General features: G+C 44.1%; 16 protein-coding genes. All 16 read left to right on the top strand.

Features of this window, described 5'->3' with window-relative positions; all coding sequences use genetic code 11:
• Window positions 1-66 precede the first annotated feature (66 nt).
• On the top strand, window positions 67-1,455 hold the full coding sequence (gene tilS / locus JI665_RS26950; protein WP_206845849.1) for a tRNA lysidine(34) synthetase TilS: 1,389 nt from the start codon (window positions 67-69) through the stop codon (window positions 1,453-1,455).
• 20 nt (window positions 1,456-1,475) lie between these two features.
• Window positions 1,476-2,024 (top strand): hypoxanthine phosphoribosyltransferase, encoded by a 549-nt coding sequence (gene hpt, locus JI665_RS26945; RefSeq protein ID WP_206845847.1) that lies wholly within the window; start codon window positions 1,476-1,478, stop codon window positions 2,022-2,024.
• Between the two features lie 143 nt (window positions 2,025-2,167).
• A complete protein-coding gene (gene ftsH, locus JI665_RS26940) occupies window positions 2,168-4,159 on the top strand; it encodes an ATP-dependent zinc metalloprotease FtsH (RefSeq protein ID WP_206845845.1) in 1,992 nt (663 codons plus the stop codon).
• A 163-nt stretch (window positions 4,160-4,322) separates the two neighbouring features.
• Window positions 4,323-5,102: a type III pantothenate kinase gene (locus JI665_RS26935; RefSeq protein ID WP_206845898.1), complete on the top strand. Its 780-nt coding sequence runs from the start codon at window positions 4,323-4,325 to the stop codon at window positions 5,100-5,102.
• 149 nt (window positions 5,103-5,251) lie between these two features.
• Window positions 5,252-6,130, top strand: coding sequence for an Hsp33 family molecular chaperone HslO (gene hslO, locus JI665_RS26930; RefSeq protein ID WP_206845843.1), 879 nt, complete (start codon window positions 5,252-5,254; stop codon window positions 6,128-6,130).
• A gap of 106 nt (window positions 6,131-6,236) precedes the next feature.
• Window positions 6,237-7,103 carry a peptidyl-prolyl cis-trans isomerase gene (locus JI665_RS26925; protein WP_206845842.1) on the top strand — a complete coding sequence of 289 codons (867 nt, stop codon included), beginning with the start codon at window positions 6,237-6,239 and terminating at the stop codon, window positions 7,101-7,103.
• A gap of 198 nt (window positions 7,104-7,301) precedes the next feature.
• Window positions 7,302-8,231, top strand: coding sequence for a cysteine synthase A (gene cysK, locus JI665_RS26920; protein ID WP_206845841.1), 930 nt, complete (start codon window positions 7,302-7,304; stop codon window positions 8,229-8,231).
• A gap of 241 nt (window positions 8,232-8,472) precedes the next feature.
• Entirely contained in the window at window positions 8,473-9,888 is a 1,416-nt protein-coding gene (pabB, locus tag JI665_RS26915; RefSeq protein ID WP_206845840.1) for an aminodeoxychorismate synthase, component I, read from the top strand.
• Window positions 9,885-10,478, top strand: a complete 594-nt coding sequence (gene pabA, locus JI665_RS26910; RefSeq protein ID WP_206845839.1) for an aminodeoxychorismate/anthranilate synthase component II — start codon at window positions 9,885-9,887, stop codon at window positions 10,476-10,478. Before pabB ends, pabA begins: the two co-directional genes overlap by 4 nt.
• Before the next feature lie 3 nt (window positions 10,479-10,481).
• Window positions 10,482-11,339: an aminodeoxychorismate lyase gene (gene pabC / locus JI665_RS26905; RefSeq protein WP_206845838.1), complete on the top strand. Its 858-nt coding sequence runs from the start codon at window positions 10,482-10,484 to the stop codon at window positions 11,337-11,339.
• Between the two features lie 11 nt (window positions 11,340-11,350).
• A complete protein-coding gene (folP, locus tag JI665_RS26900; protein ID WP_206845836.1) occupies window positions 11,351-12,187 on the top strand; it encodes a dihydropteroate synthase in 837 nt (278 codons plus the stop codon).
• Window positions 12,180-12,542, top strand: coding sequence for a dihydroneopterin aldolase (gene folB, locus JI665_RS26895; RefSeq protein WP_206845833.1), 363 nt, complete (start codon window positions 12,180-12,182; stop codon window positions 12,540-12,542). Before folP ends, folB begins: the two co-directional genes overlap by 8 nt.
• Window positions 12,539-13,066 (top strand): 2-amino-4-hydroxy-6-hydroxymethyldihydropteridine diphosphokinase, encoded by a 528-nt coding sequence (gene folK / locus JI665_RS26890; protein WP_206845830.1) that lies wholly within the window; start codon window positions 12,539-12,541, stop codon window positions 13,064-13,066. The genes folB and folK overlap by 4 nt, the downstream gene beginning before the upstream one ends.
• Window positions 13,018-13,233, top strand: coding sequence for a helix-turn-helix domain-containing protein (locus JI665_RS26885; protein ID WP_053433216.1), 216 nt, complete (start codon window positions 13,018-13,020; stop codon window positions 13,231-13,233). The genes folK and JI665_RS26885 overlap by 49 nt, the downstream gene beginning before the upstream one ends.
• Before the next feature lie 37 nt (window positions 13,234-13,270).
• On the top strand, window positions 13,271-14,272 hold the full coding sequence (dusB, locus tag JI665_RS26880; protein WP_206845896.1) for a tRNA dihydrouridine synthase DusB: 1,002 nt from the start codon (window positions 13,271-13,273) through the stop codon (window positions 14,270-14,272).
• Between the two features lie 210 nt (window positions 14,273-14,482).
• Window positions 14,483-15,973 (top strand): lysine--tRNA ligase, encoded by a 1,491-nt coding sequence (gene lysS, locus JI665_RS26875; protein WP_312886313.1) that lies wholly within the window; start codon window positions 14,483-14,485, stop codon window positions 15,971-15,973.
• Window positions 15,974-16,381: the final 408 nt, after the last annotated feature.

The raw sequence follows: 16,381 nt of genomic DNA, 5'->3' as shown, positions 1-16,381 counted from the left end.
ATTAGAGGATAATCTTTTTCTGATTGTCAGTAATAAATATATTTCTAACGGATAAGGAAGAAGCCTATGCTCCAAGAGAAAGTGAGTGCTTTCCTTAAGAAAAAGGGACTGGATTTAAACAATAAGAAAATAGTAGTCGGTGTATCAGGAGGTCCGGATTCAATCGCCCTGCTCCATTATTTTTGGAGCCGGAAACAGCAGCTTCAAATCGAACTAATCGCCGCACATGTTGATCATATGTTCAGAGGCGAAGAATCCTTTCAGGACGCCTTGTTTGTGAAGGGTTACTGCAAAGAGAAAGCCATTCCATTTGAAATGGAAAGAGTGAATGTACCTGAATATATGGAAAAATCCGGGAAGAGTTCCCAGACAGCTGCAAGGGATTGCCGCTACAGCTTCTATCAAAGAACCGCCACGAAGTATGAGGCAGACTTTATAGCGCTTGGACATCATGGCGATGATCAGGTTGAAACCATATTAATGCGGCTTACAAGGGGAAGCGCCGGCAGCGCACGGGCAGGAATTCCCTTCATGCGCCCATTTTGCGATTATTTTATCATCCGCCCTTTCCTATGCTTGAATAGAGCAGAAATCGAAGGCTACTGCCTGAAAGAACGCCTGAACCCCCGGCGGGATCCAAGCAATGAAAAAGGCGTATACAGCCGTAACCGATTCAGGCAGGAAGTGCTCCCATTCCTGAGAAAAGAAAATCCTCAGGTGCATGAGCATTTTCAAAGATTCAGTGAAGATTTGCAAAGTGATGAAGCATATCTGCAGGAATTAACTGTCCATAAAATGAATACAGTAATGAAAAAGAATGCCAATGAGGAAATTAGTGTGGATATCGATGCTTTCGAGGCAATGCCAATGCCTTTACAAAGGAGAGGGATTCAACTAATATTAAACTATCTTTATAAGGAAAGGCCGGCATCGTTATCGGCATCTCATATAGAGAGCATTTTTTCCTTAATGAAAAGTCCTCATCCATCGGGAAATTTAGATTTTCCAGGCGGTTTACACATTGTACGCTCCTACCGGCAATGCCACTTCTTATTCCCGAAGGAACCTGTACAATCCTATCGTTATGAAGTCTTCGAACCTGCAAGCATTATACTCCCAAACGGCGGATCGATTATCCTTGAATATGCTGACTGTCCTGAAGGAATTCTAAACAATGATACCCTTGTATTAGGCAGGGAGGATGCTTCTCTTCCAATCATTATCAGGACAAGAGAAAAGGGAGACCGCATGACGCTAAAAGGAATGCAGGGGTCCCGAAAGATTAAGGACATTTTCATCGATCATAAAGTACCGCTGCATGATCGGAAAACCTGGCCGATTGTGACAGATGCACAAGGCAGGATCCTGTGGGTGCCTGGTTTGAAGAAATCACATGATGATAGGCAGCAGCAATCTTGTACCAGTTATATTATTTTAAAATACATAAAGCAATGATCTTCTAGGGGGCACAATAAATGATGAAAAATGATATTGAAAAAGTACTGATTTCGGAAGAGGAGCTGCAGGATAAGATTAAATCCCTTGCTGCTGAACTTACTGAAGAATACCAGGACCGATTCCCGCTTGCCATTGGGGTTTTAAAAGGAGCCATGCCTTTCATGAGCGACCTTCTAAAGCGCGTGGATACATATCTTGAGATGGACTTCATGGATGTATCAAGCTATGGAAATGCAATGGTTTCTTCAGGAGAAGTGAAAATTCTGAAAGACCTTGATACTTCTGTGGAAGGCAGAGATATTCTAATCATCGAGGATATCATAGACAGCGGCTTGACACTCAGCTACCTTGTTGAGCTGTTCCGTTACAGAAAAGCGAAAAGCATTAAGATTGTAACACTGCTTGACAAGCCAACAGGAAGAAAGGCTGATATCAAAGCTGATTATGTAGGATTTATTGTTCCTGATGAATTCGTAGTCGGCTACGGCCTGGATTACGCGGAAAAGTACCGTAATCTTCCATATATTGGGGTCCTGAAGCCGGAAGTATACAGCAATAACGATTAAGGAAATCCTAAGCATTGATCTTGTATTAAAGCCCTTTACTGCAACATGAATCACCCGGTTTTAAGAAGTCTAATTCCTTGTATTGGCACGATTTTCTATGATACTATACACTATAGTTTGTTTACCGTGGGAGGAGGTAAGGGATGAATCGGATCTTCCGGAATACCATCTTTTATTTATTAATATTTTTAGTCATTATTGGAGTTGTCAGCTTCTTTAACGGCAACAATGAACCAACGGAGCACATCTCTTATAATAAATTTGTTGATCACTTGGAAAGCGGCGATATTACGTCCATTTCCCTTCAGCCTGAGAGAGGTGTATTTGAAGTAAGGGGTCAGCTGGAAGGATATGAAGAAGGAAAATACTTCCTGACTTATATCATGAACAATGATAATATCCTTGACCGTGTGGATCAATTAGCCCAGTCTTCAGATGTTGAAGTCATGCCGGCTAAGGAAACAAGCGGATGGGTGACATTCTTTACGTCAATCATTCCTTTCATCATCATCTTCATACTATTCTTCTTCCTGCTGAATCAGGCGCAGGGCGGAGGAAGCCGTGTGATGAACTTCGGCAAAAGCAAAGCCAAGCTATATGATGAAAGCAAAAAGAAAGTGCGCTTTAAAGATGTTGCAGGCGCCGATGAAGAAAAGCAGGAGCTTGTAGAGGTCGTTGAGTTCCTTAAAGACCCGCGCAAGTTTGCTGAATTGGGAGCAAGAATTCCTAAAGGGGTTCTTCTTGTAGGACCTCCGGGAACAGGTAAAACCTTGCTTGCACGGGCAGCAGCCGGTGAAGCAGGCGTTCCGTTCTTCTCTATAAGCGGTTCTGATTTCGTCGAAATGTTCGTAGGTGTGGGTGCTTCCCGTGTCCGTGACTTATTCGAAAATGCGAAAAAGAACGCGCCATGTATTATTTTTATCGATGAAATTGATGCTGTAGGACGCCAGCGTGGTGCCGGCCTTGGCGGCGGACACGATGAACGCGAGCAGACCCTTAACCAGCTATTAGTTGAAATGGATGGATTTGGAGCAAATGAAGGAATTATCATCATTGCTGCCACAAACCGTCCGGATATTCTTGACCCGGCATTATTGCGTCCAGGACGTTTTGACAGACAGATTACGGTTGACCGCCCAGATGTCAAAGGCCGTGAAGCAGTGCTTAAAGTACATGCCCGCAATAAGCCTTTAGATGAGTCGGTTAACTTAAAGAGCATTGCGATGCGTACACCTGGATTTTCAGGTGCAGACCTTGAAAATCTATTGAATGAAGCAGCGCTTGTAGCAGCACGCCGAAATAAGAAAAAAGTCGATATGGAAGATATCGATGAAGCAACAGACCGAGTTATTGCAGGACCAGCTAAGAAAAGCCGTGTTATTTCCCAAAAGGAAAGAAACATTGTTGCTTTCCACGAAGCGGGTCATACAGTCATCGGTTTAGTGCTCGATGAAGCTGAAATGGTTCATAAAGTGACAATTGTGCCGCGCGGCCAGGCTGGCGGATACGCAGTCATGCTTCCGAAAGAAGACCGCTACTTCCAGACGAAGCCTGAGCTTCTCGACAAAATTGTCGGCTTGCTTGGCGGCCGTGTTGCGGAGGAAATCGTGTTCGGCGAAGTGAGTACAGGTGCCCATAATGACTTCCAGCGTGCGACAGGTATTGCCCGCCGCATGGTAACCGAATTTGGAATGAGCGACAAGCTTGGACCATTGCAGTTCGGACAGTCTCAGGGCGGCCAGGTCTTCCTTGGACGTGACTTCCATAATGAACAGAACTATTCGGATGCAATCGCTTATGAAATCGATCTTGAAATCCAGCGCATTATCAAAGAATCTTATGAAAGAGCAAGAAAGCTCTTAACGGAAAACCGCGATAAGCTGAATCTGATCGCCAATACATTACTTGAAGTCGAAACGCTTGATGCGGAGCAAATCAAGCATCTATCAGAACATGGCAGACTGCCTGACCGTTCAGTGACTTCCATTTCAACTGATGAAGATGTGAAAGTGAACATCAGCATCAAGAAAGAGGATCCTGCTGAAACAGGCGAAATTCCTGAAACCAGGGAAGGCTCAAGCCCTGCAGAAGCGGATGTGCCTCCTGCCATCGATGAAGAACGCAAAGACAAATAACCAAAAAGCGCCTTTATGGGCGCTTTTTTTGCGGAAAAAATATCAATTGCCAAACCGGCTGGAATTTTCGATTACACGAAACAATAACAGTTGTGATATGATGTTTTCAGTGAAAAAATAAAGCTATTGAGCTTTTTTAAATAATCATAAAGTGGTGAGAATGTTGATCTTTGTTTTCGACGTGGGAAATACGAATATCGTTCTGGGTGTCTATGACCAAGATGAATTAAAGCATCATTGGCGAATTGAAACTAACCGGAATAAAACAGAAGATGAATACGGAATGATTGTGAAGTCTCTGTTTGAGCATGTTAATCTTTCCTTTTCAGATATAGATGGCATTATCATTTCCTCTGTAGTGCCGCCAATCATGTTTTCGCTTGAAAGAATGTGTCAGAAATACTTCCATGTTAAGCCCCTTGTCGTGGGTCCTGGAATCAAGACAGGCTTAAACATTAAGTACGAAAATCCGAGGGAAGTTGGTGCAGACCGCATCGTCAATGCAATAGCAGCTATTCATGAATATGGAAGCCCGTTAGTCATTGTCGATTTTGGAACAGCCACTACTTATTGCTATATCAATGAAAATAAGCAATATATGGGTGGTGCAATTGCTCCGGGAATCGGAATCTCAACCGAGGCTCTTTACTCCCGTGCAGCCAAGCTTCCAAGAATAGAAATTGCCCGTCCTGATCATATTGTCGGAAAGAATACCGTATCTGCCATGCAGGCTGGGATTTTATATGGTTATGTTGGCCAGGTTGAAGGTATAGTAAAAAGAATGAAAGATCAGGCATCGCAAAAGCCTACTGTCATTGCCACTGGGGGTCTTGCAGGCCTAATTGCGCAGGAATCGGATATCATTGATGTCGTGGATCCATTTTTAACTTTAAAGGGTCTGCAGCTTATTTATAAACGAAATATGGAAACCATAAAAAAATAGGACGAAAGCTTTTGAAAAAGCCGCTGACTTTATAAGAGGTGTTCTGGAAGTTAAGTATGTGTAAAAATTGTCTAGCGCAAGCAGCCCACCCCCTCTAAGGTGTCGGGGGTGGGCAAGTCGCTTCCGCTTTTCGTAGAAAGGAGCAAAAAATGAACGATTACCTAGTAAAAGCACTTGCATATGATGGACAAGTCCGTGCATATGCATCCCGCACTACCGAAACAGTTGGAGAGGGCCAGCGCAGGCATTATACATGGCCAACCGCTTCAGCCGCATTAGGGAGATCCATGACGGCGGGCGTTATGATGGGCGCCATGCTGAAAGGCGATAACAAACTGACTATCAAAATCGAAGGCGGCGGTCCAATTGGCGCCATCCTTGTAGACAGCAATGCTAAGGGAGAGGTGCGCGGCTATGTAACAAACCCTCAGACGCACTTCGATCTTAATGAGCAGGGCAAGCTTGATGTGCGCCGCGCGGTCGGCACTGAAGGGACGCTGACTGTCGTGAAGGACATTGGAATGAGAGAGCACTTCACAGGACAGGTTCCGCTGGTTTCCGGAGAACTTGGAGAGGATTTCACCTATTACTTTGTTACTTCTGAACAGGTGCCTTCTTCCGTTGGAGTTGGTGTTCTTGTTAACCCTGACAATTCAATTCTTGCTGCTGGGGGATTTATTCTCCAGCTTATGCCGGGAACCGATGAAGAGACGATTACTTTAATTGAGAACAGACTGAAAGAAATTCCGCCTGTATCCAAATTGATCCAGCAAGGATTAACGCCTGAAGAACTACTGGAAACAATACTTGGCAAAGACAATGTGAAGTTCCTTGAGAAGCTTCCTGTCTCTTTTACTTGTACATGTTCAAAAGAGCGTTTTGCCAATGCAATCATCAGCCTGGGTAAAGAAGAAATCCAGCAAATGATCGATGAAGACGGCCAGGCAGAAGCATCCTGCCATTTCTGCAACGAGAAATACCACTACACAAAAGAAGAACTCGAAGAATTAAAGAACGAAGTAAAGTAATAAACTTGATAAAGCGTCTGCCTAAAGCTTTTAGCTCCTGAGAGAAAAGGATGCTGAGGCTCGGGGCTCAGCGGGGCGCTTGCGCTTTTCTTAGGGGGAGGAGCACTTGGAAAAGAGACAGCTTTTTATGATCATTGCCGGTTTGGTGCTGCTGAACCTTATCACATTGTCCTTTTTGCTTTTTAAAGGCGATGGCAGCGGGGAAGCAGTTGCAAAAGTCGGCGGAGACAAAATCACTCGCCAGGAATGGATGAGTGAAATGGAAACAAAGTACGGGAAAAGTACATTAAGTGAATTAATTGATCAGAAGGTCATTGAAGAAGCAGGGAAAAAATACGGGGTGAAGATCTCTGATAAGGCTGTAGATCTTGAACTGAAAATGGTCAAGACCATGTATGGCGGCAATTTCACCGATGAGATGAGCGAAGACAAGTGGCGCAGGCAAATCAAAAATAATCTTATTCTTGAAGAACTGCTGACTGCTGATGTCTCCGTCTCAGAAGAAGAAATGAAAAGTTACTATGAGCAAAACAGCAGTCAGTTCCAAGTTCCGGATACTTATCACATCTCTCAGATTATCGTTAAAACAAAAGAAGAAGCGGAACAGACATTGAGGGAGCTGGATGAAGGCTCGAGCTTCTCTGTGCTGGCCATGGAACGGTCAATCGATGAATTTACCGCAAGCCTGGGGGGGAATGCAGGGTATGTCAGTGATGATGATGAACACTTACCGGCAGAAGTACTTGAACAGGTTAAAACTCTTAAGCCCGGCAAGTGGACCAAGCCGATCAAAACGGAAAATGGATATGCGGTTGTGATGCTTCACGAGCATTTAAAGGGAGAAAAGTATTCCTTTAAAGAAGTGAAGAGTATGATTCGCCGCCAGATCGCTCTTGAGCAGATGGATGTTCCTGTCTCTGCCAAGCCGTTTTGGAAAGAAGCAAAGGCTGAGTGGTTTTACGGTGAGCAGTAAAGAAAAAAGCACGGAGGGAGTTCCGTGTTTTTTTTTCTGTATTTATTGAGTATCATGTATAAAAGTGGGTAGTTTAAATATAATGACAAAAGTATGAATTTTCTTTTAAATAGCAATCAAATTCATTGACATTCCCAATGGAAATTGGTAAATTTGTATTAAACCAATAAAAATAGTCGGATATGAGGAGTGGGGAAAATGGTACGTGTAGCAAATTCAATCGCAGACCTTGTTGGCCAGACGCCAATTGTGAAACTAAACCGTTTAGCTGATGATAATAGTGCAGATGTTTATCTGAAATTGGAGTACATGAATCCTGGAAGCAGCGTGAAAGACCGTATTGCCCTGGCAATGATCACTGCCGCAGAGAAAGATGGAAGCCTTAAACCGGGTGATACCATTATTGAACCGACAAGTGGAAATACAGGTATCGGATTAGCGATGATTGCAGCAGCAAAAGGCTATAAAGCGGTTCTTGTCATGCCGGAGACGATGAGTATGGAGCGCCGGAATTTACTGCGTGCATACGGTGCGGACCTTGTACTCACACCTGGACCGGAAGGAATGGGCGGTGCGATCCGTAAGGCACAGGAATTGGCAAAGGAAAACGGCTATTTCGTTCCTCAGCAGTTTGAAAACCCTGCGAACCCTGAAATTCACCGTTTAACAACAGGACCTGAAATTACAGAGCAAATGGGCGACCAGCTGGATGCATTTATATCCGGAATCGGTACAGGCGGAACGATTACAGGTGCCGGCCAAGTGCTTAAAGAAAAATATAAAAACATCAAAATTTACGCAGTTGAACCAACCGATTCTCCTGTATTATCAGGCGGAAAGCCGGGTCCTCATAAAATCCAGGGCATTGGAGCAGGATTTGTACCGGATACCCTAGATACAAAGATTTATGATGAAGTGATTCAAATTACAAACGATGAGGCATTCGATTATGCCCGCCGCGCGGCCAAGGAAGAAGGAATCCTAGGAGGCATTTCCTCTGGTGCGGCGATCAGTGCGGCCCTAAAAGTTGCCAAAGAGCTTGGAAAAGGGAAAAAAGTTCTGGCCATTATCCCAAGTAACGGCGAGCGTTACTTAAGTACTCCTTTATACCAATTTGAAGCTGAATAATGATATGACAGCGGTCTCCAATGGGCCGCTGTTTTTTTGTTGTATAGGAAACTGCAAAATTGAACGATGTAAATAACTCTGTGTAAGAGTGTCTGCTCTAGCTACAGCTACAGCGCCTATCCCCTCGAGGTGTCGGGGGTGGGCAAGGCGCCTCTGCTTTTGTTTCCTGCAATAAAAATTATGAAAGCATGCCCTGCATCATGTATGATGAAAAAAGAGAAATATATAGGGGTGACATTCATTGAAGCAGCTTCACATCCATGCAAAAAAAATACCTTATACATATAATCGGTTTTTCCGCCAATACCGCTTGCTGTCGGAGGGATTGGCGCATCATGTTCTGCTTGAAAGCGGACGTGGCGGCAGGTACAGTATCGCAGCCTTTGAGCCGGAAGCTATTTTAACAGGCAAAAATTCAGAACTTGAAATTGTAAGAAACGGCGAAAAACAGGTGCTGGAAGGCAACCCCCTTCATTTGATGCAGGAATGGCTGAATGACTATAAAGCAGAAAAGCTCGATGAACTTCCTGACTTTCAGGGAGGAGCAATCGGGTTTATCAGCTATGATTACGCACGTTATATCGAAAAGCTTCCAAATGAGGCTCAAGATGACCTGCAGATACCTGATATTCATTTTTTCATTTATAAAGAATGCTTTGTCTTTGACCATGAAACCGAAGAGCTCTGGCTGATTTTCTTATACGAAAAAGGGGAGGAGCACTCGATTGAGGAACGGGCAGAGAATTGGGAGCAGAAATGGAAGAGTGAAAGTAAGGAGCCTTCTGTGAAAGCGGAATACAATCAGGCAGAAAATACACTTGGTGTGTCCATGAATGAAGAAGAATTCATGGCTGCCGTCAGGAGTATTCAGGAATATATTTCACAGGGAGATGTCTTTCAGGTAAATCTCTCGGTACGCCAAAGCCAGCCAATTCATAATCAGGCAATGGATGTATACGAGCAGCTTAGAGCGTTAAACCCGTCTCCATACATGGGGTATTTTCACACGCCGGGGTATCAGCTTGTCAGCGGATCCCCGGAACTGCTGATTAAGAAAAAAGGAAACACCGTCAGCACGCGGCCGATTGCCGGGACAAGATCCCGCGGGAAGGACCATGAGGAGGACCTCAAACTCGCCAGTGAACTGATTGAAAACGAGAAAGAGCGCGCAGAGCACGTGATGCTGGTCGATCTGGAGCGAAATGACCTGGGAAGAGTCTGCAAATTTGGTACCGTTACAGTGGATGAGTTCATGGTCATTGAAAAATACTCACATGTGATGCATATTGTCTCCAATGTAAAAGGAGAGCTGGCAGACGGGAAGAATGCCGTTGATATCATCGACGCTGTATTTCCGGGAGGGACCATTACAGGCGCGCCAAAAGTGCGGACCATGGAAATCATTGAAGAGCTTGAACCGGTCACAAGGGGCCCATACACCGGCTCTCTTGGCTGGATCAATTTCAGCGGCGACCTGGAACTGAATATTATCATCCGGACTATGCTTGTTAAAAAAGGACAGGCCCATGTGCAGGCGGGTGCCGGCATTGTTATTGACTCCAATCCTAAAAATGAATACAAAGAGTCGCTGAAAAAAGCAATTGCTCTTTGGAAAGCAAAAGAACTCGCAGAACAGGCAAAAGGGGATCAGCTATGATTTATATGATCGATAATTACGACTCTTTTACGTATAATCTCGTACAGTATCTCGGTGAATTAGGCGAAGAGCTGGTTGTAAAAAGAAACGATGAAACCTCTATTTCTGAAATTGGAAGTTTGCAGCCGAAGTTCCTAATGATCTCTCCGGGTCCGTGCAGCCCAAATGAAGCAGGCATCAGCCTGGAGGCCATTGAAGCTTTTGCAGGAAAAATACCTGTCTTCGGCGTTTGTCTGGGACATCAGTCGATTGCTCAAGTATTCGGTGGTGATGTTGTGCAGGCCGAGCGGCTCATGCATGGAAAAACCTCCGACATTTTTCATGATGGGAAAACCATTTTTAAGGGCTTGCCCAATCCGTTTCCTGCCACCCGCTACCATTCGCTGATTGTAAAAAAGGAGACTCTGCCAGATTGCCTTGAGGTCTCGGCCTGGACAGCTGAAGGGGAAATTATGGCCATACGCCATAAGGAGCTCCCTTTGGAAGGTGTCCAATTCCATCCGGAGTCAATTATGACAACGGCTGGAAAGGAACTTCTTCATAATTTTATTCAGCATTACAAAGCTTCACTGCAGACAGAGGGGATGTAAACCTTGTATATATACATGAATGGTGAAGTTATCAGGAAAGAGGAGGCCAGGATCTCTCCTCTTGATCATGGTTTTTTATATGGTTTGGGGCTGTTCGAAACCTTCCGTGTCTACAATGGTCATCCTTTTTTACTGGATGACCATCTGGAGCGGCTGAACTGGAGCCTGGAAGTTCTAAAAATCGATGCAAGCTATAATAGAGAACAAGTGCTTGGAGCGCTGGAAATGCTTCTTGAAAAAAACGGATACAACAATGCCTATATCCGGATGAATGTGTCAGCGGGAAACGGAGAAATTGGCCTGCAGACAGCTCCATACACAAGACCGAATACGATCCTTTTCTCCAAGCCGCTTCCCCAAAGGAATACGGGCGCAGAAAAGCAGGCAGTGCTGCTGAAGATTCCCCGCAATACACCTGAAGGGACAGAACGCCTGAAGTCCCATCATTATTTAAATAACATTCTGGCTAAAAAAGAAGCGGGAGACGACCCTGGCAAAGAAGGGATCTTTTTGACAAAGGAAGGTTTTTTGGCAGAAGGGGTCACTTCTAACCTATTCTGGATTAATGGAGGCCATTTATTTACTCCCTCGCTTGAATCTGGCATACTTAACGGCATTACCCGAAGATTTGTGATCAGGCTTGCAGAGAAACTGGAGATAAATGTGAAGGAAGACATGTATAGGCCGGAAGCTATATTGGGGGCAGATGAAGTTTTTGTAACGAACTCCATTCAGGAGATTGTACCGATTTGCTCATTTGATGGCCTTCCCATGCCGGGACTTTCCGGCAAAAAAACAAGAGAGCTCCAGCTTCACTACGAAAATCACTGTGAACACTTATGGAGCAGGTATGAACTGTAGGAGGATTCATAATGTCTAAAACAACAATTCAGTGTGGGCCATATAGGTTGGATTACGGAAAGAAAACCATTGTAATGGGAATTTTGAATGCAACGCCGGACTCCTTCTCGGATGGAGGCAAATACAGTCATCAGGATCTAGCAGTTAAGCATGCCCTGAAGATGGTTGAAAATGGAGCAGATATTATTGATGTCGGGGGAGAATCAACCCGCCCGGGATTTGATCCGGTGCCTGCAGCGGAAGAGCTGAAGCGTGTTCTTCCTGTCATTGAGGCGATTTCAAAGGAAGTAGATGTTCCGATATCAATTGATACCTATAAAGCTGAAGTCGCCAGGCAGGCCGTTGAAGCTGGGGCTCATATTATCAATGATGTCTGGGGTGCCAAAGCGGATCCTCAGATGGCATCAGTCGCAGCGGAAACGGGAGCGCCGATTATCTTAATGCATAACCGCAAAGATATGGAATACACTTCATTTTTCCGTGATGTTCTGAATGACCTGTACGAAAGCATCGCTCTTGTAAAGTCAGCCGGGGTTAAAGACGAGAACATTATCCTGGACCCTGGCATCGGTTTTGCCAAAGACTTAAATTATAACCTGCAAATGATGAGAGACTTGGACAAGCTAGTTGCCATTGGGTATCCTGTACTGCTTGGAACATCGAAAAAGCGGATGATCGGAACCATCCTGGACCTTCCGGTAGAGGAAAGAACAGAAGGAACAGGGGCAACAGTCTGCTACGGCATTCAAAAAGGCTGCCAGATGATCCGCATCCATGATGTAAAGGAAATGAGCCGAATGGCGAAAATGATGGACGCTTTAATGGGAAAAGGTGAATATATTGGATAAAATCTATGTAAACCGAATGGAGTTTTATGGCTACCACGGTGTTTTTCCTGAAGAAACACGGCTTGGCCAGCGCTTTGCGGTAGACCTTACCGTGGAAGCAGACCTGAAAAAAGCCGGGGAAACAGATAATCTTAATGACTCCATTAACTATGGCGAGCTGTATGCAGTATGCAAAGAGGTTGTGGAAGGAAAGCCCTTTAAGCTGGTTGAAGCTGTAGCAGAAAAGCTGGCAGCAGAACTTCTTTCGCGTTTTCCGCTGATTCTGCAGCTGACTGTCAAAGTAATCAAGCCGGATCCGCCTATTCCTGGCCATTATCAATCAGTTGCCATTGAAATTACGAGAGGCAGATCATGAAGAATTCCGCTTTTATTGCACTTGGCTCAAATATCGGCAGCCGGATTGAACACTTGAAGGAAGCCGTTGGGATGATTAATCAGCTTCCGGATACTGAAGTGGTAAATACTTCTTCTATTTACGAAACCGACCCGGTTGGGTATGAAGATCAAGAACAATTTTTAAATATGGCTATTCAAATTTCCACAGGATTAAAGCCTTTTGAATTGCTGGATGCATGCCTTGATATAGAATTAGAACTTGGAAGAAAAAGGGAAATCCATTGGGGCCCCCGGACAATAGACCTTGACATTTTGCTGTATAATCACGAAAATATTGAAACAGAGAAGCTTATTGTTCCTCATCCTCGGATGCATGAAAGAGCGTTTGTCCTTGTTCCTCTTTTAGAGGTTGATTCCAGCATCAGGCTTCCGAAGATGGAGAGGCCCTTAATTTCAATACTGGATGCTATACCTGACAGAGAGGGAGTACGGATATGGAAGCAGAAAAATGGGGAAGACGTATTCGCGCTTTTCGAAAATTAAAAGGATTTACGCAAGAAGGGTTTGCGAGAGAGCTGGGTGTATCGGTTTCAATATTGGGTGAAATTGAAAGAGGAAACCGCATGCCTGCACCGGCTTTAATTGAGCAGATCGCTCTGGCGCTTAAAGTAACACAGGAAGAATTAGCTCCAAGGCAGGAGCACGATTAATATATACGTTTGAATATTTTAAAAGGAGGTGGGTGCAATTTTCAAAATTGGCGATATCGAGTTGAAAAACCGTGTTGTACTGGCTCCGATGGCCGGAGTGTGCAACTCGGCTTTCCGGCTGACTGTAAAAGAATTCGGTGCCGGTCTCGTGTGTGCTGAGATGGTCAGCGACAAAGGCATTGTCTCTAAGAACGAAAGAACCATGAATATGCTTTATATTGATGAAAGAGAAAAGCCGCTAAGCCTGCAGATTTTCGGAGGCGAAAAAGAAACGCTGGTAGAAGCAGCGAAGTTTGTTGATAAAAATACAAATGCAGATATCATCGACATTAACATGGGATGCCCTGTCCCTAAAATCACTAAATGTGATGCAGGTGCCAAGTGGCTCCTTGACCCGGATAAAATTTATGAAATGGTTTCTGTTGTAACGGACGCTGTCGAAAAGCCTGTTACTGTGAAAATGCGCATGGGCTGGGATGAAGATCACATTTATGCTGTAAAAAACGCTCAGGCTGTTGAACGCGCCGGCGGTAAAGCTGTAACCCTTCACGGACGTACGCGTGTCCAAATGTATGAAGGGAAAGCAAACTGGGATATCATTCGCGAAGTGAAGCATAACATTAACATCCCGCTTATCGGAAATGGTGATGTGCAGACACCGCAGGATGCCAAGCGTATGCTGGATGAAACAGGCTGTGACGGTGTCATGATCGGACGTGCTGCTTTAGGAAACCCATGGATGATCTACCGCACAGTCAAATACCTTGAGACTGGTGAATTAATGGGCGAGCCTTCTGTGCGCGAAAAGATTGAAGTGTGCATTCTTCACCTGGACCGACTGATTTCACTAAAAGGCGAATTTATCGCTGTCCGTGAAATGAGAAAGCATGCAGCATGGTACCTTAAAGGAATCCGGGGCAATGCGAAAGTCCGCAATGCGGTTAACGAATGTGATACGAGAGAAGATCTTGTTACATTGCTGAACGCTTTGGTTATCGATGCAGAAGAAAAGGAAAGAAGCCAGACACAGGCTGGATAAGCGACGTAAAGTTTGACAGGCTGTCATTCTTTGCCTATAATACTTTTGATATAAGGAAACTGCCAGTGCATGAACTGGCAGTTTTTATTCTATTTAAATATTTAGGATGTCTGATTTACTCACTTTGTGTAAAATAATAGTGATATACATTTTTGAAGGATCGCAGAATTGTGCATACATAAAAAGATTTACAAAATGGAGATGATTTCAGTGAGCCAGAGTCATGAAGAATTAAATGACCAGTTAAAAGTAAGACGCGAGAAAATGAACAGCTTGCGCGAACAGGGAATGGATCCTTTCGGGAAACGTTTCGACCGTTCACACCAAAGCAAAGAATTAATTAAGCAGTACGGTGATCTTGAAAAAGAAGAAATAGAAGAAAAGAATGTTTCTGTCACGCTGGCAGGCCGTATTATGACAAAGCGCGGAAAAGGGAAAGCCGGATTCGCTCATATACAAGATCTATCTGGACAAATTCAAATCTACATCCGCAAAGATGCAGTTGGGGAAGAGAGCTATGCAATCTTCGAATCTGCCGACCTGGGGGATATCATTGGGGTCAGCGGTACACTCTTTAAAACAAAGGTAGGCGAACTTTCTGTTAAAGCACAGGAATTTGACCTTCTGACAAAATCCCTGCGTCCACTTCCGGATAAGTTCCACGGACTTAAAGACGTTGAGCAGCGTTACCGTCAGCGTTACCTGGATCTAATTATGAGCGAAGAAAGCAAACAGACTTTCATCACAAGAAGCCGTATTATCCAATCTATGCGCCGCTACCTAGACAGCCACGGCTACCTTGAAGTTGAAACACCTATGATGCATTCCATTGCAGGGGGAGCATCTGCACGCCCATTTATCACTCATCATAATGCGCTGGATATGGAACTTTATATGCGTATCGCGATTGAGCTTCATCTGAAGCGCCTAATTGTGGGCGGCCTTGAAAAGGTATATGAAATTGGCCGGGTATTCCGTAATGAAGGTGTATCAACACGTCACAATCCTGAATTCACTATGATTGAATTGTATGAAGCTTATGCTGACTATAGGGATATCATGAGCCTGACAGAAAATCTTATTGCCCACATTGCCCAGGAGGTTCTTGGAACAACTACTGTGCAGTACGGTGAGTACGAAGTGGATCTAAAGCCTGAATGGAAAAGGCTTCATATGGTAGATGCCATTAAGGAATACACAGGGGTAGACTTCTGGAAAGAAACAAGCAAGGAAGAAGCCCAGCAGTTTGCCAAAGAACACGGTGTTGAAATCAAAGACAATATGGAATATGGACATATTGTTAACGAATTCTTTGAGCAGAAGGTTGAAGAGAAGTTAATTCAGCCTACATTCATCTATGGGCATCCTGTCGAGATTTCACCGCTTGCTAAGAAAAATGAAGAAGATCCACGCTTTACTGATCGATTTGAATTATTCATTGTAGCCCGCGAGCATGCGAATGCCTTTACTGAGCTGAATGATCCGATTGACCAGCGCGAACGTTTTGAAGCTCAGCTGAAAGAACGTGAAGAGGGCAATGATGAAGCTCATATGATGGATGACGACTTTATTGAAGCTCTTGAATACGGCATGCCGCCAACTGGCGGACTTGGCATTGGGATCGACCGCCTGGTCATGCTGCTGACAAACTCTCCTTCTATTAGAGATGTCCTGTTATTCCCGTTAATGCGCCATCGTTAATATCTATAAATCAAGACAGAGTACAGCGCGTGCTCTGTCTTTTTTGTTTTATATTGAGGAATTAGGATGTAAGATCTGCATAAATGATGCTTTTTTTCGAGCAGAATAATGGGAATATTTTTTCTTTCATTTTTGCGGATAAAAAAGAAAAAAACATATTGCATGTTGTCCTGCAAGGTGATATATTTATATTCGTTGCTGCGAGACAGCGACTTACAAAAAAGATTTTCAAAAAAGTTATTGACTCAGATTACTGAATCTGATAAGATAATAAAGTCGCCTTTGAGCGGCGGATTGATCTTTGAAAATTGAACGAACAAAAACGTCAACGTTAATTCTTTAGTCTTTTTTGAAAAGACAACTTATGAGCTTAATCAACTCTTATATGGAGAGTTTGATCCTGGCTCA

The organism is Bacillus sp. NTK034, from assembly GCF_017303275.1.
GTDB lineage: Bacteria > Bacillota > Bacilli > Bacillales > Cytobacillaceae > Cytobacillus.
This window is presented reverse-complemented; position numbering and strand designations above follow the sequence as displayed.

What these genes read in the sequence shown, in the direction of transcription:
- tilS (WP_206845849.1), top strand. Translation starts at nt 67, where the DNA reads ATGCTCCAAGAGAAAGTGAGTGCTTTCCTTAAGAAAAAGGGACTGGAT.
- hpt (WP_206845847.1), top strand. Translation starts at nt 1,476, where the DNA reads ATGATGAAAAATGATATTGAAAAAGTACTGATTTCGGAAGAGGAGCTG.
- ftsH (WP_206845845.1), top strand. Translation starts at nt 2,168, where the DNA reads ATGAATCGGATCTTCCGGAATACCATCTTTTATTTATTAATATTTTTA.
- hslO (WP_206845843.1), top strand. Translation starts at nt 5,252, where the DNA reads ATGAACGATTACCTAGTAAAAGCACTTGCATATGATGGACAAGTCCGT.
- cysK (WP_206845841.1), top strand. Translation starts at nt 7,302, where the DNA reads ATGGTACGTGTAGCAAATTCAATCGCAGACCTTGTTGGCCAGACGCCA.
- pabA (WP_206845839.1), top strand. Translation starts at nt 9,885, where the DNA reads ATGATTTATATGATCGATAATTACGACTCTTTTACGTATAATCTCGTA.
- folP (WP_206845836.1), top strand. Translation starts at nt 11,351, where the DNA reads ATGTCTAAAACAACAATTCAGTGTGGGCCATATAGGTTGGATTACGGA.
- folK (WP_206845830.1), top strand. Translation starts at nt 12,539, where the DNA reads ATGAAGAATTCCGCTTTTATTGCACTTGGCTCAAATATCGGCAGCCGG.
- JI665_RS26885 (WP_053433216.1), top strand. Translation starts at nt 13,018, where the DNA reads ATGGAAGCAGAAAAATGGGGAAGACGTATTCGCGCTTTTCGAAAATTA.